This is a genomic window from Roseimaritima sediminicola (assembly GCF_009618275.1).
Classification (GTDB): Bacteria; Planctomycetota; Planctomycetia; order Pirellulales; family Pirellulaceae; genus Roseimaritima; species Roseimaritima sediminicola.
Window position 1 is genome coordinate 51364 of the sequence record NZ_WIAD01000015.1, and the last position, 19125, is coordinate 70488.

Here is a 19125-nt window from a genome sequence, read left to right on the forward strand (position 1 = left end):
ACAATTTCCGTAAACTTCACCGTCGTGGCTCCGGTCGTCGGGCCACGTTTTCTTTCGGGACGTGATCATGCCGCTGAACATCTCTGCAATCGATACCGCGATTATCCTGGTCTATGTCGCCGCGACGGTGGTCTTTGGACTTTATCTGGGGCGGACCGCCAAGGACCTTTCCAGTTTTCTGGTGGGGGGGCGAAACCTTCCCTGGTACGCAGTACTGGGTTCGATCGTGGCGACCGAAACCAGTGCGGTCACGTTTTTGAGTATTCCCGGGATCACCTATGCGACCGGGGGCGATTTCAGTTTCCTGCAGTTGGCCGCCGGATTCGTGCTGGGCCGGTGGTTGGTGGTGTGGTGGTTTCTGCCGCGTTTCTTCGAAGGTCAGATTTTTACCGCTTACGATATTTTGCACCAGCGTTTTGGCGGGCTGACCCAGCGAACCGCTTCGTTGATCTTCATGATCACGCGGACGGTGTCGGACGGATTGCGGCTGTACCTGACGGCTATCGTGCTGGAGAAGGTGACGGGCCTGGGCATCGCGCCGTGCATCGCATCGATCGGAGCGGTGACGATCCTGTACGCCAGCTTTGGTGGGATCCGCAGCGTGGTCTGGAACGACTGCATTCAACTGTTGGTCTATCTGGCCGGGGCGGTCGCCGCGGTCTGGACGATTTCCGCCGCCCTGCCCGATGGTTTGACCAGCATCGTCGGGATGGGAGCAGCCGAAGGCAAGTTCCAGGGCGTGAGTCTGGACTTTGGTTTGACCTCGGCCAACCTCTGGGTGGGCCTGCTCGGTGGATGCTTCATCTCCCTGGCGACCCACGGCACCGACCAGATGATGGTCCAGCGTTACCTGTGCTCGGCCACGCGGCGCGGTGCGCGGTGGGCGGTGGCGTTGAGCGGTCCGGCGGTGTTCGCCCAGTTCGCGTTGTTCCTGTTTCTGGGCGTGGCCCTGATGGCCTTCGACCGGGCCGGTGGCAGCGGAGCCCAGTGGGACAAGGACGAAGCCTTGGCGGCCTATGTGGTGCAGTACATGCCGGTGGGCTTGTGCGGCATCACCCTGGCGGCGGTGTTCAGCGTCGCCATGTCGACCCTGTCCAGCTCGCTCAGCAGCAGCGCCTCGGCCGTGGTGAACGATTTTGTCAAGCCGGTCTGGGAGCGCCGTGCGCCCTCCGAAGACGACTCGGCCGAAGCGGCGGCGCGGATGGACCGGCGGCTGACCCGAGCCAGCCGCTGGTGGACGGCGATCTTTGGCGTCCTGCAGGTCGGGGTGGGCATCGTGGTGGCCAGCACGCCGGCCCTGTCGGCACCATCGGTGATCTTTCAGGTCATCGCCGTGGCGGGGTTGGCGTCGGGACTGATCCTGGGCGTCTTCCTGCTGGATCGATCCGCTCGCCGCTGGGACCAACGTTCCATCCTGTTTGGGATGGCGACCGGTTTTATCGTAACGACAGTCGTTATCATGGCCCCTGAGGGCAGTCCGCTGAAAATTCATTCCTGGTGGTCCGCGGTCGTCGCCAGCCTGACGACGGTCGCGGTATCCTATGCGGTCGACACCTTGCTTTCCCTCCGCTCGAAATCCTCATCCTAAGACCATCGATCCCATGACAGTGCTTGCTCCCTGCTTTCTGACGGTTCACCGCCGCCCGTGCGGCCCGCGTCCTGTTTCTGCTCGCGTCCGGACCGGCTGGGTTGCCTGGCTGGCGATCGCGGCGTTGTTTGCGGCCGGGCCGCAGCCAATCCGGGCGGAAGAATCACCGCGTCGCGTGTTGTGCGGGATCGACGTCCTGGTGCGTGACGATTTCCAGCCGCTCCAAGCACAACGCGTCGGCTTGATCACCAACCATACGGGCGTCGATCGGCAAGGCCGCAGCACGGCGCTGTTGATGCACGAGGCCGACGCGGTTCAGCTGGAGACGTTGTTCAGCCCCGAGCACGGGTTTGCCGGCGCGTTGGACCAATCCAAAATCGATGACGTGACCGATCCCACGACCGGTCTGCATGTCTACAGCCTGTACGGCAAGACGCGGCGGCCGACCGCCGAGATGCTCGAGGGACTCGATACGTTGGTGTTCGATATCCAGGACATCGGGACGCGGTTCTATACCTACATCGCCACGATGGGCGAAGCCATGCACGCGGCCGAGCAACACGGGCTGCGGTTCGTCGTGCTGGATCGTCCGAATCCCATCAATGGCGTCGATCTGGCGGGCCCGATGCTGGACAGCGAGGACGAATCCTTTGTGGGGTACCACGTGTTGCCGGTGCGGCACGGGATGACGACCGGCGAACTGGCGCGGATGTTCCAGCGCGAACGCTATCCGGATCTGAAGCTGCAGGTGATCGCCTGCGAAGGTTGGCAGCGCGACGAATACTACGACGACACCGACCTGTACTGGGTGAACCCATCGCCCAATATGCGAACGCTGAATCAAGCGATTCTGTATCCCGGCATCGGCTTGTTGGAATTCACCAACCTGTCGGTCGGCCGTGGGACCGATACGCCGTTTGAGCACATCGGCGCGCCGTGGATCGATGGTCGCCGGTTGGCCACGGCACTGAACCGATTGGATCTGGGCGGCGTCGCCTTCGTGCCCAAGCATTTCACGCCCACCTCCAGCAAGTTTGCCGGCGAGCGTTGCGAAGGGATCCACATCCTGATCCGCGACCGAGCGAAGGTGCATCCGGTAAAGATCGGTTTGGCGATCGCCACGCTGCTGCGGGCGCATCACCCGGATGCGTGGGAGATGAAGAACTTTAACCGCCTGTTGAGCTCGCAGGCGATCCGAGACGCGGTCGCCGAGGGAGCGTCGCTGGACGAGGTGTTGCCGCTGCGCAGCGAGGGGCTGGAGGCGTTCGAGCAGCGTCGCGAGCAGTACCTGCTGTACCGCTAGGCGTCTTTGCCGCCCCGCACGTCTTTGGCGGCCCGCACGTCTTTGGTAGCCCGGACGTCTTTGGTAGCACCGGGGCCCATCTGCGACGCGCGCCGATTCTCTCGCTGAATCGCGTCGTAGACCTCCTGGCGGTGCACCGGGATACTTTGCGGTGCTTCGATACCCAAGCGAACTTTATCGCCGCGGATGTCGACGATCGTGACGACAACGTCGTCTCCGATCATGATGCTTTCATCACGGTGTCGCGACAGGACCAGCATGATGCCCTCGAATTCAAGTTGGGCGTGGCTTGGGGTGTAAATACGATTGTCAGCGGGTTGTCAAATCTTGCACTGCGAACCACGCTACCGGCGTGAACCATTGGCTGACAAAACAAGTCATCGGAACATTCTTGGCAAAGATTGATATCCCTTTGCCGGGAACGGCTTTCGCCGGTCATTCCGAACAGGCGGTGTGGTAGCGGTTATAGCGGCCGCGGAGCCGCACTCTCGGAGGAGGGCTCAGGCTGCCAAGCGAATTGTCGAGAGCGTGGTGGGTACGGGATGCCGCAGCGGTTGTTCGTCGGTGGTCACCACCTGGCAGCCTACCCGCCGCGTCAGGTTGATGATGATGGGCGCCCGCAGGTTGGTCGTCAGGTTGCCGACGTGACCGGCCAGGGTCGTCAAGATATACGTTTCGTCACCCGGACGAAGATTCAGCGGCGTCAAGTCGCGTTTGCCGACCCGCACCTTGTAGTCGGGAACGTAGGATCGTGGGCTGACCACGGCCAGAGCGCGATCGCCGCAGGAGGCCGACTGCAGCCACGCGACGCGCGGGTTGGCCGGATCGGCCACCAGCGTCCATTGGCGGAGAGTCTGCATGCCGATCAAACCTTGCGGGAACAGCAGCAGCCGGTCCTCGCCGATCGTCAGGTTTCCAAAGCGGGTGGTCTCGATACGCATGATCGCTTGCTCTTCATTTTGGTAGGTTATTCAGAACTATCGGTACAAAGCAGCGCAGCAATCGACAAAATCGCTACAGGAAATTTAAAACGGACAACTGAGAGGTTTGGCCCACCAGCCGCATCGTGGCTTCCAGCGAGACCTGTCGGGAGTTCATGTCGCTGATCACTTTGGCAAAGTCCGTGTCGACCGCTTCGGACAATTGGCCGTTCAAGGCGACGACTTGATTGGCGGCCGTGTCGCGAAGGATTTCCAGGTTCTGCGTCCAGACGCCCACCCGGCCGCGGGCGGAAACCGAGCGGTCCAGATCCACGTCCAGTTTGGCTTGCAGCCGGCCGATCTCGCGAACGTCGCCGGCCCGCGTCGCGGCTTCCAGTCGCAGCAGTGAATCGATCGCGCCGCCGGGTTCTTTGGTGGCATAGTCGGTTCCCAGCAACACCGCGCGGCCGCCTTCGACGCTGCCTTCCGCTTCGTTGCTGCCGGCAGGGATCAGGCCCAGCTGCACGCCGGCGTTGCCGTTGGCCGGCTGGCGAACGGTCAGCGGGGCGGCCCCCGGAGGCGCGACCAACTGGATGCCGTTGCCTTCGGCCGCCATTTGCGCGACCACGCGGCGGGTATCCTGATTGCCGGGATGGTTGTTGATCGCGTCCAGCACGTCGCCCACGGTGCGGAGGTTCTCGAACTGCACGTCCAATTGGACGCCGTCGGGTCGAGCGATCGTCAGCTCGGCCGTGTCCTCGCGGAGCAGCACGCCGACATCATGTCCCAGCGAGTCCAGCGTGGTTTCGCGGGTGGCCGAACGAATGCCCAGGTTGGTCGCGGCCAGGCCGCCGTTTTCGCCGATCGAATAATCGACCCCCGCGCGGCGGGCCAGGATGTCGATGCGGCCTTCGGCTTCGTCCAGCACGGCCTCGACATCGGCACCGCTGCGGTTGATGGCGATCACCACATCGCCCAAGGTTTCCGCACGGCTGAGGTCGACGGTGAACTGCTGGGTGTCCTGATGGATTTGCAAACCGGCCGAAACATCGATGCCGGCGCCCTGCTGCAGGCCGCTGAGTTTCGTGGTCAGCGTCACCCGCGGGGCCAGGCCCTGGGCCACCAACGGCGGTGGGTCGTTGCCATCGGCGTTTTCGATATTCAAATCGCGAGCCATCGTGCCGCCGGGCACATCGTCGATGGCCAGTGTTCCGGGCAACCCATCCAGGTACTCCACCTGGAAACCGTCCTCGTTCAATGTCACCGAAAGGCTGCGACCGTTCAGCTCGAGCGATTCGAAAACGTCTTTGACATCGTCCATCGTGGCCGCCGAAGACAGGTCGACCTCTTGCCAGCCGCTGCCGTCGGAGACGCGCAGCACACCCGCCCGAACGCCTTTGCCGGCCCGCACGTCGACCAGTCGCGTGTCGCCGTCCAGTGAGGAGTTCAGCGGTTCGCCGCGGACGATCGGTTGGCTGCTGCCCAAGGCCTCGTCGATGGCCAGGCTGGTCTGCACATCGATCCCGCTGGCCGCTCGGGTTTTTCCCGTGGCCTCGTTGCCGGTGAACAGCACCGTGCTGCCTTCCTGGACGAACACCGGACCCTTGGATAGGATCCCGCCGAGCAACTGATGATCGCGGAACGAAGCGTTTCCAGCGGCCAGGATTTGATCGATGGACTGGCGAATCCCCACGGCGATCGATTCGCGTTCGTCGTCCGGCAGGACCCCCTGGGCGGCTTGGACGGCCGCGCTTTTGCCCTCGATCAGGGCCGAATCAACCTGGGCCAGAACGTTGTCGGTGGCGGCGTAAAAAGCCGTGGCTTGATCGGCGTTGCGGACCAGTTGTTCGCCGTAGCGGATCGAATTTTGCAGGCCAATGGCCCGGCTGGCCACGACCGGATCGTCGCCCAGACGCTGGATCCGCCGGCCGGTACTGAGCTGGTCGTAGTAGGACTGGATCGCCGTCTGGTCTGAATTCAACTGGCTGATCAGCTGTTGCGTCTGCAGAGGAACGCTGATTCGGGTGCCCGCGGCGGATGACACGCTCATGGTTTGGCCAGCCAGTACAATCGTTACAAACGGAACTCCTTCAGTCTTTGTCGACCGATCCGCACTCTTTGATTAATCGATTCCTGTTACATTCGTGTCTTCGTCCCAGGTTTTCGTGTCGCCTATCCCCTGCCATCCGATGATTTTGATCGGTTCGATGAACCTGCACCGAACGGTTCAACGAGGCGATTTTATCTGCCCCCAGTGCCGGGGGCTGGAGAGCTATCGGCTGCGGGCCCGCCGGCCCTTTCTGACGGTGTACCTGATCCCGCTGGCCCCGCTGGGGAACCGCGAGTTGTTTGTCCAGTGCCAGGGCTGCAAACAGCGGTTCGACGAGCGGATTTTGGAGCGGCCCAAACGAGACGTCGACCGCGGCTTGGAAGCGGAACTGTTTGCCGAGGAAGCGCTGCGAGCGGCCGCGTTGATGGTGATCGCTAAAGGACACTTTACGGAGGAAGATATTTCGACGCTCCAGCGGGCCGGCGAAGATCTATTCGGCCGGCCGGTCTCGCGCGAGCCGCTGGGCGAATTGTGCTCGTCGGCGTTCTGGAACCGGATCCCGGCAATCAATTATGTTCAAAGCGTCGCCCATCGCTGGTCGCAGCCACAACGGCAAGCCGCGATGAAAGCCTGTTTCCTGGCCGCCTCGACCGGCGGCGACCTCCCGCCGGATCAGATCCAACGCTTGGAAAGCATCCGCCAAGACCTGAATCTGACCGACGAAGAATTCGAACAAGCCATCGAGTCGGCCGTGGAATTGGAATAGCGCGCCAGCGGCTGAGCGGTGCGTTGATCAGCCGCTGGCGCGCTAGCGTCCGGTTCTGCGGCAGGTGCCAGTACATCGCGGTAGGTTACGCACGCGAACCGTGGGCTAGCGCCCAATGCCACTTCCTTTGTAGCGGAACGGCGCGAGCCGTCCGGTTTTGCGGTGCGAACCTTCACACACCGGGCGGCTTGCGCCGCTCCGCTAACGCTTCAATCGCAAGCGATGGTGAAAGTAGATGGCATTGGGCGATCGCCCTGCGGCTGATGCGTCTATCAGCCGCTGGCGCGCTAGCGTCCGGTTCTGTGCTCTGGCGCCTGCCGTGATGCACTGAATCGCGAAGCGATGGCAGTTGATAGCCTCGGATGGCAATCCGAGGTAGGAGCCCCCCCCCGAGACACGTCAGGAGTCGCGGAGCGACGGCAGTCGTTTGTGCTCGTGCCTTACAGCGTCCATCGAGGAATTGCGTCGCGCAAGCCAAAGGTCGTCGCTTCGCGACTATCCATGGGGTGGGGTGTGGCCGACCTGGGATTAGCATCCCAGGCTATCGACGGTCGTTGCTTCGCAACTGGCGATTCTCTTGCGAGCCCCCAATAGTAGCTCGGCTGTCCTCAGCCGAGTCACGATCGAACCGTGGGCTAGCGCCCAATGCCACTTCCTTTGTAGCGGAACGGCGCGAGCCGTCCGGTTTTGCGGTGCGAACCTTCACACACCGAGCGGCTTGCGCCGCTCCGCTAACGCTTCAATCGCAAGCGATGGTGAAAGTAGATGGCATTGGGTTAGCGCCCTGCGGCTGAGCGGTGCGTTGATCAGCCGCTGGCGCGCTAGCGTCCGGTTCTGTGCTCTGGCGTCTGCCGTGATGCACTGAATCGCGAAGCGATGGCAGTTGATAGCCTCGGATGGCAATCCGAGGTAGGAGCCCCCCCCGAGACACATCAGGAGTCGCGGAGCGACGGCAGTCGTTTGTGCTCGTGCCTTACAGCGTCCATCGAAGAATTGCGTCGCGCAAGCCAAAGGTCGTCGCTTCGCGACTATCCATGGGGTGGGGGGAGACGCCGACCTGGGATTGGCATCCCAGGCTATCGACGGTCGTTGCTTCGCAACTGGCGATTCTCTTGCGAGCCCCCAATAGTAGCTCGGCTGTCCTCAGCCGAGTCACGATCGAACCCTGGGCTAGCGCCCAATGCCACTTCCTTTGTAGCGGAACGGCGCGAGCCGTCCGGTTTTGCGGTGCGAACCTTCACACACCGGGCGGCTTGCGCCGCTCCGCTAACGCTTCAATCGCAAGCGATGGTGAAAGTAGATGGCATTGGGCTAGCGCCCGGCGGCGGATGGGGAGAACCGTGGTCTGGCGCCCTGCGGCCGGTGGCTTGCTCGAAGGGATCGCTCGTGCTTGATCGCCTGACGATACGCTTCACTTGGCGTGGGGCCTCGGGTGAGGATGCTGAACATCGGAGCGAGTGCCGGGAGGTCGGTGCCGATCGTCGGGATGTCGCACACCGCCGTCAGTGAGGCGTCGCCGGCGTGGGCTTTTAGGTAGCGATGCAGCACCGCGCCGCAGCGATCATCCCAGGTCTGATGCGACCGAGCGTACACGATGCGTTTACAGCGTACGCCCGCGTCCCTGTGTTCCCACGGCGTCGGGTCCATGGTGTCTCCGAGAGCCGCTTGGCAGTGCAGGCCGACGCAGGACCGCCCGGCGGTTTCGAGCAGTTCCATCGAGGCGCAGTACCGCGGATTGACCTCCAGCAAGTGCAGCGAGCCCTTGCTGCAAATCAGGTCCACACCGAATAGACCTCGCAGGCCCAGCGTCTCAGAGACGGCTTCGCCCAGGGCCTGCAGGCGGTCCCGCAGAGAGTGTTCGAGACGCAGCGGCCCGATCGAGCCGGCGTAGCGAAAGGGGGCCGCCGCTCCTCCGGCAACACGTCCGCGACAGACGCCCAACAGGTGCGTGGCAGCGTCGTCGGCGCAGTAGCTGGCTCCGAGCAAGACGCCCGCGACGTACTTTTGCAGGTAGCTGCGGGCGTCGTCAGGGCAGGCTGGGTCGCGGGGCAACCAGTCCGCCACGCCCAGACCGCCGCAGCCGCCGCGGCGTTTGACCAGCCATCGACCCGGCAGTGTTTCGGCGCGGCCGGAAGCTTGGGGCCAGGACGGCAGCGGCCGACTCGACGGGTAAGCCACGCCGCCCTGCGCGGCGATCTCGCCGAGACGGGCCGGGTCTTGGGCCGCGGCAAGCTGCGTCTGGGCGGGCATCAGGAAGCGAACGCGGGGCGAGCGGAGTCGCTGGGCTGCCGCGGCGAGCTGGTCGGGATAGGCTTCGGTTCCGCCGGCCAGCACGACGGCCGTGGGGGTGCCGAGATCGGTGGCCAGGACTTCAGCCAGCGGTTCGTGCAGCGGCCGATCCGCATCCCATCGCCGCCAGGCGGTCACGCTCGCTCGCAGATCGGCATCACCAAAGCGGTCGACGGCCGCGACCTCGTACCCCGCTGCCAGCGCCGACGCCGCAGCCGCTCGAGCCGAGGCACCGACCACAACCACTCGGCGAAGCCGGAAACATTCCTGCGGGGCGAACCGGTCAGGCGGATGGGGAGTTTGCATGGTCTTGGTAGTTTGCTAACTTCACGGCTCACATTGAACCCCCTTTACGGAGCCTCTACGCATGCAGTTCTACATCGGCGAAGCCCTCGATGGCGACGGAAATGAAATCGCTCACATCGACCTGATGATCGGCGACAAAGATGGTCCCGTCGGTACCGCGTTTGCCAACGCCCTGGCGACGCAGAGCGAAGGGCACAACAACCTGTTGGCCGTGTTGGCTCCCAACGTCGCCGTCAAACCGGCCACCGTGATGGTTACCAAGGTCACGATCAAGGGCATGAAGCAAGCCGTGCAGATGTTCGGACCGGCTCAGGCCGCCGTGGCCAAAGCCGTCGCCGATTCGGTTGCCGATGGCGTGATCCCCAAGGATCAGGCCGAAAACCTGGTCATCGTCTGTGGCGTGTTCATTCACCCGGCCGCCGAAGACGATCAGAAGATCCACGACTACAACTACAGCGCCACCAAGATGGCCATCGCCAACGCGATGCAGGGCAAGCCCAGCGCCGATGAAATGATCGCTCAGAAGGATTCCGCCGCGCACCCCTTCAAGGGTTTTTAGTTCTTAGGAATCGATTTGAATCAGGAGATTTGAGATCTTCAGTCTCGCTTAACTTGATCGGCCAACTCGCCTCGATACGGGCGGGTTGGCCTTTTTTTGTAGCGCCCTCCGGAGAGATTGAGGCGAGCTCGGCGGTTTCGATTCCGCGGCGGCTGCTTTATCCTACGCTTTGGCCTGTTTGTTTCCCGCACCGAGGACGTCTGCGATGAGCCGCCCGCGTATTTTGATCCAGTTCGACAGCGATCCCCAACCCAGCACGTTCGACGCGGTGGTGGCGGTCGATTCGCAGGTCGATCATCTGTTTCGCCACGGCGCGGTGACTGAAGAGAACGTCACCGGCCTGGTGCATGGGGCCATGTTCACCCGCGGCGGTGAGGACCTGAAGTCGACCGCGGTGTTTATCGGCGGCAACGACGTGCAGGCCGGCGAACATCTGCTCTCGGCGGTCCAAGACGCTTTCTTTGGTCCGGTCCGTGTCTCGGTCATGCTGGACAGCAACGGCTGCAATACCACGGCCTCGGCGGCCGTCTTGTCGGCCGGCAAGCATCTGGATCTGGCCAACAGTACGCTGTTGGTACTGGGCGGCACGGGGCCGGTGGGCCGGCGCGTCGCGCGGTTGCTGGCCCGCCAAGGGGCGCAGGTGCGGATCGGTTCGCGATCGCCCGATCGAGCCGCCGAAGCCGCGGCCGAGGTTGCCACCAGTATCGATGGAGACGTATCGATCGAAGGCGTTTCCACGGCTGGCGATGACGCGTTGGCCGCGGCGCTTGAGGACTGCCAGGGCATCGTCGCCTGTGGGGCGGCGGGCGTCCGTTTGGTCGACCAAGCGGCGCTGGAGAAAGCGTCATCGGTCAAGCTGTTGATCGACCTGAACGCCGTGCCGCCGGCGGGCATCGAAGGCGTCGAGGCGACGGACAAGGGGCGCGAACGCGGTGACCGCGTGGCCTATGGGGCGTTGGGCGTCGGCGGATTAAAAATGAAAATCCACCGAGCCGCGATCCAAAGCCTGTTCGAGAGCAACGACCGCGTTCTCGATGCGGACGAAATCTACCAGCTCGGCCAAGAACTGCTCGCCGATGGCTAAGACCGTCACCGTGGTCGCTTGGCAGGCCCTGCCGGCGGTGGACCCTCGGGCGGGTGAGGCGATCGGTGGCTTGGAGACAGCCGCTTGGCAGTTCGCCACGGGGTTGGCCGAAGGCAACCAGTGGTCGGTTCGATTTGTCGTCCGTTCGCCCAAGCCGCGCCGCGACGCCGTGATCCGCGGCGTCCACGTCGTGGCCGTCACCGATCGCTTTCTGGCGATCCGCCGGCAGGTGGCCCAGTGCATCGATGTTCCGGGTCGCCGCTTGAGCCGGTTTCGCCTGAGGTTGCTGTGGCAGGTGCCGCTATTGGCCGTGACCTGGCCCTGGCGTCCGCGCGACATCACGGGACTCGAGCCGGATCCGCGGCTGCAACCGATGCACAGCGATGTGTGGATCGCGATGGGCGTCAATCGCGAAGCCGCGGCAGTGGTTGCTACGGCCCAGTCACAAGGCAGCCCTAGCCTGTTGATGATCCGCAGCGCGGCGGATCTGAACGCTCGGTTTGCCGATCCGCACGACACCGCGGTGTCGGTTTATGGTGAAGCCGCCGCAGCGTGTCACCGCGCACTCACCGGCGCAACGCACATCGTTTGCCAAGCGGCCTACCAGCAGGATTTGTTGCGACAACGTTTCGGCCGCTCCGGCGTATTGATTCGCAACGCCATCGAGCTGGATCGCTGGCAAAACGGGAACCGAAAAAGCGACCGCGAGGATCGGTACGTGTTGTGGATCGGGCGGTTTGAAACGTTCCACAAACGCATCGACCGCGCCATCGAGATCGCCGCGGCTTGTCCCGAGATTCCGTTTCGCCTGGTGGCGAATCCCTCGGACGCCGAAGTCGAACGGCGCGTGCGAGCCGAACTGCCGGCGAACGTCCGCCTGCTGGACTACGTTCCACACGACCAGATGCCGGCCCTGTTTGCCGGGGCGGCCGCGTTTCTGTCGACCGGGTCACCCTCCTACGAGGGCTTTCCCAACGTGCTCTTGCAAGCGGCGGCCAGCGGCACGCCGATCGTCTCGCTGGAAGACTTCGATGGGTTTCTGGCTGCGAGCGGAGCCGGCGTGGTGTGTGACGATGATGACGCCGCGGCAGCCCGCGCACTGCAGGCCTTCTACGACGGCCAGCTATCGATCGACCGAGCGGCCGTCGAAGCGTACCTGGACGAGCACCACAGCCACCGCCGCGTCATCGAACGACTGGCGCGGCTGCTCCAAGACGTCACCGGTTAGGCTCGGTCTGAAAACCTGGTCGGGTGCAATGGATGGGCCGCGAGCCGCTGCGAAAACCTGGCGAAAATGGTTCGGTTCGGTGGTAAGCACGTCGGCATGAATCTTTCGGTGAAACCCCGCGACAACACCCTCCCGCGCAGCGGGAGGGTCGGGCTCTCCCAAAGGGAGAGTGATGCCGAATTAAATGTTGCGACGTGCTTAGGACCCGAGGCTCGCGCGTTCGGCTGAGGTTTTCACACAGAGCCTAACCGGCGTCACGAGCTGGCGGGCGATTCGTGGCTCGCATCCGAGGGCAACTCCTTGACCTTGGGCCGGCGGGCGCGGCGGGCCCGCGCCGGGATCAGGTCGCGCATCGATTCCAAACGGCCGAAGCACAGCAGGCGGTCGCCGGCTTGCAGGTCGCGTGAGGGTTTGGGATTGGGGATCACGGTGGTGCCGCGGTTGAGCGTCAGGACGTTGATGTCGCGCTCGCGCAGTCCGCTTTCCAAAATCGTGCGCCCGATGTACTCCGAGCCTTCGGGAATGTGCAGCTCGGTGACGCCATAACCGCGGCTGACCGTTAAACGCTGGCGGACATCCAGCTCGGGAAAATCGACTTGGGCGGCGATGTAATCGATGATCGCTCCGGCCACGTCCAGCTGGGTCGTGGTTTCGATGCCTTCCAGGCCCGGCGACGAATTGACTTCCATCAATTGCGGTCCATTGGCGCCCTCGAGCATATCGACGCCGGCGACGCGGAGGCCCATGATCTGGGCGGCCCGGACGGCCGTTTCGCGGTACTGCTCGTCCAGTTCGACCTGTTCGGTGCGGCCCCCGCGATGGACGTTGCTGCGGAATTCCGAACCCTGGGCCACGCGGCGCATGGCCGCCACAACCTGATCACCGACGACCAGGGCGCGGATGTCTCGGCCCTTGCTTTCGGCCACAAATTTTTGCAGCAGCACGTTCTGCCGCGTGCTCTGCAGGGTTTCAATAATCGACTCGGCCGTCTTTTCGTTTTCGGCCAAGATGACGCCCACGCCCTGGGTGCCTTCGAGCAATTTAATAATCACCGGCGAACCGCCCACGCGTTGGATGGCGGGCAGGACATCGCTGCGGTCTTTGACGAACGTGGTGGCCGGGATACCGATGTGGTGCCGCGCCAAGATCTGCATACTCCGCAGCTTGTCGCGGCTGTTGGAGACACCGATCGAGGTATTGGGGGTGAACACATCCATCTGTTCGAATTGGCGGATCACGGCGGTGCCGTAGTAGGTGATCGAGGCGCCGATGCGGGGCAGGACCGCATCGTATTCGCTCAATCGCTTGCCGCGATAAAACAGATCGGGTTCGCCCTGCTGGAGGTCGATCGAAAACTTCAGCGTGTCCAGCACTCGCGCTCGGTGGCCGCGCGAAAGGGCGGCTTCGCGGAGCCGGCGGGTGCTGTAGCATTTGGGCGAGCGCGACAGAATGCCGAGTTTCATGGAGTATCCTTTTCCTGAGGGATTCCTTGCAAATAGGACTTGCCCGGATCGATCTGAAAACGCTTGCGCATCGCCTGACGCCCGAGCAGCATCCGGAATCCCATCGCGTCTCGATCCGCCAAGGTTAATTCCAGTATCCAACGCGTCTGGCCGATCACGACCGGCGTGCGGACCACCGGTCGATCCGTCTCCTGGCCGTTGCTGCTGCGGACCCGGCGGAATTCGACGACCGGCATTTCCACGCGTTGGCTCTGCCGCGTCGTCCGCTGCAGCGGATGAATCGTGAACGCCGCCCAGGTCTGACCGTCACGCTCGAACGTCTTCAGGCGAGTGGCGTGCAGGGCGCTACTGCGTGCGCCGGTGTCGATCTTGACCTTGATCGGCGGCAGGTCCAAGCCTTCCAGCAGGGCCCATTCGCGCCAGCCGATCAGCGGGCGCTCCTTCGAGGGACGTTCTTTAACCGGTCGCTTCCGTGGTGTCGTCACACGCGTTATCCGAGCATCGTTATCACTATTTGGCTTCGAAGCGGTAGATGCGTCCGCCGCCCATCATCGTGCTCATCAGAACTTCGCCGTCGTCGGTTTGTCCAAAGGTGAACACGGGCAGGCCCTGCCAAGCGATGGGCCGGTTGGCGGTAACCTTTTCCGCTTGGCGATCGTAGGCCAACGCCCACAGTTTGCCGCTCACGTAGTCGCCGTACAGATACATCCCCTGGAGGATGGGCGTCCGCGAACCACGGTACACGGCACCCCCGGTGACGGATTTGCCCCAGTCCTCGGTGTGCGGGTATTCGACCAGGGGATCGATCAATTCGGGCGATGGCGGGGCACCGTTGCCGTTTTTCGTAAAGCGGTTGCCGCCTTCGCGAAGGCTCCAGCCATAATTGCCGCCCTTGCGAATCAGATTGACCTCTTCCCACTCATTCTGTCCGACATCGGCCGCCCACAGGTCGTTGGTTTTCGGATCAAACGCCAGCCGCCAGATGTTGCGAATACCGTAGGCGAAGATTTCTCCTTGGGCGTCCTCGCGATCGACGAACGGGTTGTCGGCGGGGATGCCGTAGGGTTTGTCGCCCTGCGTGCTGTCGACATCGATTCGCAGGATCGAACCGAGCAATTGGCTGAGGTCCTGTCCGGCCTGCAGCGGATCGTTGGCTTTGCCGCCGTCGCCCAGGCCGACGTACAGATAACCATCGGGGCCGAACGCGACCGTGCCACCGTTGTGGTTCCAGAACGGCTGTTTGATCGTCAGCAACACCTCTTCACTGTCCGGATCGATCTTGCCGTCGGCGTCGGGACCGCGTTGGTTCTCCGGAACGGTGAAGCGCGAGATCACCGACAGATGCGGTTCCTTGGTTGTCGTGTAATAGACCACGATCTGGCCGTTTTGAGCGTACTGAGGATGGAACGCCAGCCCCAGAAAACCTTCTTCGTTCTCGTTGTCGGCGTAGCGGACGCGATCGCGAATATCCAGAACCCGATTCGCCTCTTCCACCTCGGTGTCGTCCTGATCGATCCAGAACACTTGGCCGTACTGGTCCGCGATGTACAGACGGCCCGAGTCGTCGCCGGCACCGGTCAAGACGATGGGCCGGGCGATCCGCAGGTTCGGGTACGCTTCGACCACCTTCACCGGCATCGGGCGAACGTCCAGCGACTGGGGCGGATCGGCAAGATTAATCGTCGGCGAACCTTGATCCGCGGCTTCGGCCGTGCCACCGACCGGCAGGCTCGTACCGGCAATGACAATTCCGAGCGTCAGGGTGCAGGCAACCGCCCGCTGGACAACAACCGGCAACGAGGCCGCGAGCAAACGCGTAGAGAAAATCACGTCGAGACACCTTCAGTAGTGAGAAAACAAAGCGGTACGTTATGCAAAGGCGTGGGATAAAAGCGAGCTCCAGCCGCCGGCCCGAGCGGGCGGTCCATTCTAATGAGCCGTTTAGGCGCTAGCCTCGGTTTCCGTTCTAGTGAGCCGTTTAGGCGCTAGCCTCGGTTTCTGTCTGCAGCCGCCGGCCCGCGGGGGGCCGAGCGACTGGCAGAGCATTGGGTGCCTCGAATGACCGAGGCGCCGGGGGCAACTTCGAAAGGCCCCCGAGGATCAGTCGACGATGTCGAGCAATTCGACTTCGAAGATCAGGGCTTCGTTGGGACCGATCGCCGGTTCGCCACCGGGAGGCGCCGGGGTGCCACGGGCGCCATAGGCCAACTGGGGATGGATGAACAGCTTCCACTTGCCGCCGACCTTCATTTCTTTCAGAGCCGTCTGCCAGCCCTTGATCACGCCACCAACCTGAAACTCAGCTGGTTCGCCTCGTTTGACCGAGCTGTCGAACACTTTGCCGTTGATCAGCGTGCCGGTGTAATGCACGCGGACGGTGTTGGCGGCGGTGGGCGAATCGCCGTCACCTTCTTTCAGGACTTTGTACTGCAGGCCCTCGGCCAACTGCTTGACGCCTTCTTTCTTGCTGTTTTCTTGCAAGAACAGCTCGCTCTTTTCCAGGTTCGCGGCGGCGGCCGACTGCATTTCCTGAGCCTGTTTTTCTTGGCGCGTTCGCAGCAGGCTTTCGATCGCCTGGGCGGTTTGTTGGATCTGTTGGTCGCTCATCTCCGGATCTTTGCCCGCCAGGGAATGCGTCAAGCCGCGTTTGACCGCGTCCAGATCAAAGTCGCCGGGTTCGAATCCCTGATTGGCCATCTGTTGGCCGATCGAGATGCCCAGGAAGTAACCGATTTCACTCATCTGTTTGTCACCTTGGGGAGCTTCGGAATCTTGGCCCCGCAGGGTGCCACCGAGGCTGACCAACAAGGCAAACACGCAGGTGGTTTGGACGGCTGCGTGCCACAACTGGAATTTCATTTATCAAGATCCTTGGAACGGAACGGGGGAGGGAGCCGGCGGCAGGAATCGTCGCGATCGGGTGCCGGCATACTTTAAAAGGATAACAACCGCGGGGCGCCAATAGTAGGCGTTGGATCACCCCTCGGTCGGCGATTGTGGACCGGGCGGCCGGATTCGGTGAGCATCCCCCCGAGGCAGAGTCTGCCCGTGTCTTGGTCTGCCCGTGTCTTGGTCTGCCCGTATCTTGACGAGTTCCGTTAGGATCTCGAACCTAGGCGGGGGCGGAAAAACCGAAACCGAACATCTGGCGCGTCCAGACCACCACAGGAGCTGTTACATGGCTGGGAATTGGGTCGAGATTGAATTCGATTGTATGCCGCTGCGCTCGGTGACGCGGTTGGATGTGCCGGTCGACGCGTCGCCCAAATACGAGCAGTTCGTGTTGCGGGTCAAGGACGCGCTACAAAAGCATGGCACGCTGAACACCTATTACCTGTATCAGGCGCACTGCACCTATCACCTGACCAACGACCCCCAGCGTGGCATGGTGCGGTTCTCCTTCGAGGGCACCGTGCTGACCGACCAACAGGACCTGCACGCCAAGCAGAACGACTTGATCGTCGAGCTGCAGCAGGAAACCTGCGCGTGGCTGACCGAACCGATGGTCGAACATCTGTCGACCAGCGTCCGCCAAGCGGTTTTGGTGGAGTTCGATCGGTATATCGACGCGGGCGACCTGGAGAAGACCAAACAGAGAATCGCCCAGCGGCAAGCCGAAAGCGACGAGGCCGGCGGATTCCTGGGGATGTATCTTTGAGATTTGAGATTTGAGATTTGCCCAGCGGGCGGTCGCTTGGAGCCGAGGCGGGTGCGCGGTAGGATGCGGCTTCGACACCGGCGACCGGCTCACCCACGCAATGCGTTTTCGAATAAGTCGACAGGCCGCTCACGCCGTCGGACGCCCGCTTTCGCACCCTGTAGGACGGAGGATTTCCATGGTTCGTACCGCCAGCACGATGATGCCATTGGGTACTGAGGCTCCCGCTTTTTCGCTGCCCGAAGCCGGTAGCGACAAGACGGTTTCGGTGGACCAGTTCCGCGATGCCAAGGGGGTGCTGGTCGTGTTCATGTGCAACCATTGCCCGTACGTCATCCATGTGGCTCCGGAACTGAAGCGCATCGCCGACGATTACGCTCAGCAGGGGATCGCCGTGGTCGGCATCAGCAGCAATGATGCTGCGGCGTATCCCGATGACAGCCCGGAGAAGATGGTCATCGAGAAGGCCCAGCGGGGTTACAACTTTCCCTACCTGTACGACGAGACCCAGCAGGTCGCCAAAGCTTACGGGGCGGCATGCACGCCGGATTTCTTCTTGTTCGACGGTGACAAACGCTTGTTCTATCGCGGCCAGATGGACGACACGCGGCCCAAACAGGGTGCCGAACCCAACGGCCAGGATCTCCGCGCCGCGCTCGATGCGCTGCTGGCCGGCCAGGCGGCACCGGAGACGCAGAAACCCAGCATCGGCTGCAACATCAAATGGCAGCCGGGCAACGAACCGGATTATTTCAATCCCGCCGGTACGGCTTGAACCCGGTGATCCTCTCGTCGCGAGTGCCCCTGCAACTCGAGCGATCCTTCCAGCAGAGCGATTCTTGAACACGCCTACGATCCACGTGCCGGTGATGCCGGAGGAGTCGATCGCAGCCCTCGAGCCGGGCCCCGGTAAAACGATCATCGACGGCACGTTTGGTGGCGGCGGCCACAGCTCGCTGTTGGCCGCCAGCGTGCTGCCCGGCGGACGTGTGATCGGGCTGGACCGAGACGAGGGGGCGGTCGAGCGATCCCAGCAGATCATCGAGCGTCTGGCGGTCCACGCGCCGCAAGCGGCTGCGGCCATCACGGTGTACTGTGCCAGTTACCATCAGATCGATCGCGCTCTGGCCGCCGAAGGTCTGGACGGTGTCGATGGAATCCTGCTGGACCTGGGCCTGTCCAGCGACCAGTTGGCCGACCGTTCGCGAGGCTTCAGCTTCTCCGTCGAAGGGCCGCTGGATCTGCGCTTCGATACGTCCTCCGGTGAACCGGCCAGTCGACTGCTGAAACGTTGGAACGAGAAACAGATCGCCGACGTCATCTACCGCTACGGCGAAGAACGCTTCAGCCGGCGGATTGCTCGCCGCATCGTACAGGCTCGCCAAGAAGGTCAAGCGATCGAAACCACAACCGATTTGGCCGAACTGGTGCGCCGCTGTGTGCCCCGTTCCAAGAACCACGATATCGATCCCGCAACGCGAACTTTCCAGGCCCTGCGGATCGCCGCCAACGACGAACTGCAGATCCTGGAACAAGCCCTCTCCCGCGCGGCCGACTGGTTGAATCCCGATGGGCGGATCGCCGTGATCAGTTTTCATTCCCTGGAAGACCGCATCGTCAAGAACCAATTTCGCGACTGCCCACGGCTGGAAGTCCTGACCCGCAAACCCCTGCGTCCCAGCGACACCGAAACGCAGCACAACCCCCGAGCCCGCAGTGCCAAACTGCGGATTGCCCGTCGCCGCCGCGACGAAGAAATGCCCGCGGTCCAGCCCTATTAATTGTGGCATAGGCTTCCAGCCTGTGGAGGCAATCAACACAGGCTGGAAGCCTATGCCACTGTTTTCACAGGCTGGAAGCCTATGCCACTGTTTTCACAGGCTGGAAGCCTATGCCACTGTTTTCACAGGC

The 19125-nt window shown here is 62.8% G+C and carries 17 protein-coding genes; 9 read left to right on the forward strand and 8 right to left on the reverse strand.

Annotation, left to right across the window (positions count from 1 at the left end; all coding sequences use genetic code 11):
- Positions 1 to 67: 67 nt before the first annotated feature.
- Both GE027_RS09860 and GE027_RS09865 read left to right on the forward strand, forming a co-directional pair.
- On the forward strand, positions 68 to 1588 hold the full coding sequence (locus GE027_RS09860) for a sodium:solute symporter family transporter (RefSeq protein ID WP_153557027.1): 1521 nt from the start codon (positions 68 to 70) through the stop codon (positions 1586 to 1588).
- Positions 1589 to 1601: 13 nt separating this feature from the next.
- Positions 1602 to 2891: an exo-beta-N-acetylmuramidase NamZ family protein gene (locus tag GE027_RS09865; protein WP_153557028.1), complete on the forward strand. Its 1290-nt coding sequence runs from the start codon at positions 1602 to 1604 to the stop codon at positions 2889 to 2891.
- On the opposite strand, the gene csrA is transcribed toward GE027_RS09865, so the two are convergent.
- The 3 genes from csrA to GE027_RS09880 all read right to left on the reverse strand — a co-directional run bounded on the left by csrA (position 2888) and on the right by GE027_RS09880 (position 5861).
- On the reverse strand, positions 2888 to 3151 hold the full coding sequence (gene csrA, locus GE027_RS09870) for a carbon storage regulator CsrA (protein ID WP_153557029.1): 264 nt from the start codon (positions 3149 to 3151) through the stop codon (positions 2888 to 2890). The genes GE027_RS09865 and csrA overlap by 4 nt on opposite strands.
- Positions 3152 to 3391: 240 nt before the next feature.
- Positions 3392 to 3832 carry a flagellar assembly protein FliW gene (fliW, locus tag GE027_RS09875; RefSeq protein WP_153557030.1) on the reverse strand — a complete coding sequence of 147 codons (441 nt, stop codon included), beginning with the start codon at positions 3830 to 3832 and terminating at the stop codon, positions 3392 to 3394.
- 73 nt (positions 3833 to 3905) lie between these two features.
- Positions 3906 to 5861, reverse strand: coding sequence for a flagellin N-terminal helical domain-containing protein (locus GE027_RS09880; RefSeq protein WP_153557031.1), 1956 nt, complete (start codon positions 5859 to 5861; stop codon positions 3906 to 3908).
- Between the two features lie 157 nt (positions 5862 to 6018).
- On the opposite strand from GE027_RS09880, the gene GE027_RS09885 reads away from it, so the two are divergent.
- Entirely contained in the window at positions 6019 to 6627 is a 609-nt protein-coding gene (locus tag GE027_RS09885) for a zinc-ribbon domain-containing protein (RefSeq protein ID WP_153557032.1), read from the forward strand.
- Between the two features lie 1311 nt (positions 6628 to 7938).
- On the opposite strand, the gene GE027_RS09890 is transcribed toward GE027_RS09885, so the two are convergent.
- A complete protein-coding gene (locus GE027_RS09890; protein ID WP_153557033.1) occupies positions 7939 to 9222 on the reverse strand; it encodes an ATP-grasp domain-containing protein in 1284 nt (427 codons plus the stop codon).
- Between the two features lie 61 nt (positions 9223 to 9283).
- On the opposite strand from GE027_RS09890, the gene fae reads away from it, so the two are divergent.
- The 3 genes from fae (at position 9284) to GE027_RS09905 (ending at position 12093) form a co-directional block, all read left to right on the forward strand.
- Positions 9284 to 9781, forward strand: a complete 498-nt coding sequence (fae, locus tag GE027_RS09895) for a formaldehyde-activating enzyme (protein ID WP_153557034.1) — start codon at positions 9284 to 9286, stop codon at positions 9779 to 9781.
- A 205-nt stretch (positions 9782 to 9986) separates the two neighbouring features.
- Positions 9987 to 10865 (forward strand): NADP-dependent methylenetetrahydromethanopterin/methylenetetrahydrofolate dehydrogenase, encoded by an 879-nt coding sequence (locus tag GE027_RS09900; protein WP_153557035.1) that lies wholly within the window; start codon positions 9987 to 9989, stop codon positions 10863 to 10865.
- Entirely contained in the window at positions 10858 to 12093 is a 1236-nt protein-coding gene (locus GE027_RS09905; RefSeq protein WP_162006661.1) for a glycosyltransferase, read from the forward strand. Before GE027_RS09900 ends, GE027_RS09905 begins: the two co-directional genes overlap by 8 nt.
- Positions 12094 to 12347: 254 nt before the next feature.
- Here the strand turns inward: GE027_RS09905 and rimK are convergent, their stop codons facing one another.
- The 4 genes from rimK to GE027_RS09925 form a co-directional block, all read right to left on the reverse strand.
- Positions 12348 to 13556, reverse strand: a complete 1209-nt coding sequence (rimK, locus tag GE027_RS09910; protein WP_153557037.1) for a 30S ribosomal protein S6--L-glutamate ligase — start codon at positions 13554 to 13556, stop codon at positions 12348 to 12350.
- A complete protein-coding gene (locus GE027_RS09915; protein ID WP_153557038.1) occupies positions 13553 to 14041 on the reverse strand; it encodes an ATP-dependent zinc protease family protein in 489 nt (162 codons plus the stop codon). Before GE027_RS09915 ends, rimK begins: the two co-directional genes overlap by 4 nt.
- A gap of 25 nt (positions 14042 to 14066) precedes the next feature.
- Positions 14067 to 15386 (reverse strand): PQQ-dependent sugar dehydrogenase, encoded by a 1320-nt coding sequence (locus GE027_RS09920; protein WP_237607433.1) that lies wholly within the window; start codon positions 15384 to 15386, stop codon positions 14067 to 14069.
- 270 nt (positions 15387 to 15656) lie between these two features.
- A complete protein-coding gene (locus GE027_RS09925; RefSeq protein WP_153557039.1) occupies positions 15657 to 16415 on the reverse strand; it encodes an FKBP-type peptidyl-prolyl cis-trans isomerase in 759 nt (252 codons plus the stop codon).
- 319 nt (positions 16416 to 16734) lie between these two features.
- On the opposite strand from GE027_RS09925, the gene GE027_RS09930 reads away from it, so the two are divergent.
- The 3 genes from GE027_RS09930 (at position 16735) to rsmH (ending at position 18995) form a co-directional block, all read left to right on the forward strand.
- Positions 16735 to 17214: a hypothetical protein gene (locus GE027_RS09930; protein ID WP_153557040.1), complete on the forward strand. Its 480-nt coding sequence runs from the start codon at positions 16735 to 16737 to the stop codon at positions 17212 to 17214.
- A gap of 178 nt (positions 17215 to 17392) precedes the next feature.
- Entirely contained in the window at positions 17393 to 17989 is a 597-nt protein-coding gene (locus GE027_RS09935; protein WP_153557041.1) for a thioredoxin family protein, read from the forward strand.
- A 64-nt stretch (positions 17990 to 18053) separates the two neighbouring features.
- Positions 18054 to 18995, forward strand: coding sequence for a 16S rRNA (cytosine(1402)-N(4))-methyltransferase RsmH (gene rsmH, locus GE027_RS09940; RefSeq protein ID WP_237607434.1), 942 nt, complete (start codon positions 18054 to 18056; stop codon positions 18993 to 18995).
- Positions 18996 to 19125: the final 130 nt, after the last annotated feature.

Excerpts from the sequence above, each read along its gene's own strand:
- GE027_RS09935 (WP_153557041.1), top strand. The coding sequence starts at position 17,393 with ATGGTTCGTACCGCCAGCACGATGATGCCATTGGGTACTGAGGCTCCC.
- GE027_RS09900 (WP_153557035.1), top strand. The coding sequence starts at position 9,987 with ATGAGCCGCCCGCGTATTTTGATCCAGTTCGACAGCGATCCCCAACCC.
- rimK (WP_153557037.1), bottom strand. The coding sequence starts at position 13,556 with ATGAAACTCGGCATTCTGTCGCGCTCGCCCAAATGCTACAGCACCCGC.
- GE027_RS09880 (WP_153557031.1), bottom strand. The coding sequence starts at position 5,861 with ATGAGCGTGTCATCCGCCGCGGGCACCCGAATCAGCGTTCCTCTGCAG.
- fae (WP_153557034.1), top strand. The coding sequence starts at position 9,284 with ATGCAGTTCTACATCGGCGAAGCCCTCGATGGCGACGGAAATGAAATC.
- GE027_RS09905 (WP_162006661.1), top strand. The coding sequence starts at position 10,858 with ATGGCTAAGACCGTCACCGTGGTCGCTTGGCAGGCCCTGCCGGCGGTG.
- fliW (WP_153557030.1), bottom strand. The coding sequence starts at position 3,832 with ATGCGTATCGAGACCACCCGCTTTGGAAACCTGACGATCGGCGAGGAC.
- GE027_RS09925 (WP_153557039.1), bottom strand. The coding sequence starts at position 16,415 with ATGAAATTCCAGTTGTGGCACGCAGCCGTCCAAACCACCTGCGTGTTT.
- GE027_RS09860 (WP_153557027.1), top strand. The coding sequence starts at position 68 with ATGCCGCTGAACATCTCTGCAATCGATACCGCGATTATCCTGGTCTAT.
- GE027_RS09885 (WP_153557032.1), top strand. The coding sequence starts at position 6,019 with ATGAACCTGCACCGAACGGTTCAACGAGGCGATTTTATCTGCCCCCAG.
- GE027_RS09930 (WP_153557040.1), top strand. The coding sequence starts at position 16,735 with ATGGCTGGGAATTGGGTCGAGATTGAATTCGATTGTATGCCGCTGCGC.
- GE027_RS09890 (WP_153557033.1), bottom strand. The coding sequence starts at position 9,222 with ATGCAAACTCCCCATCCGCCTGACCGGTTCGCCCCGCAGGAATGTTTC.
- csrA (WP_153557029.1), bottom strand. The coding sequence starts at position 3,151 with ATGCTGGTCCTGTCGCGACACCGTGATGAAAGCATCATGATCGGAGAC.
- GE027_RS09865 (WP_153557028.1), top strand. The coding sequence starts at position 1,602 with ATGACAGTGCTTGCTCCCTGCTTTCTGACGGTTCACCGCCGCCCGTGC.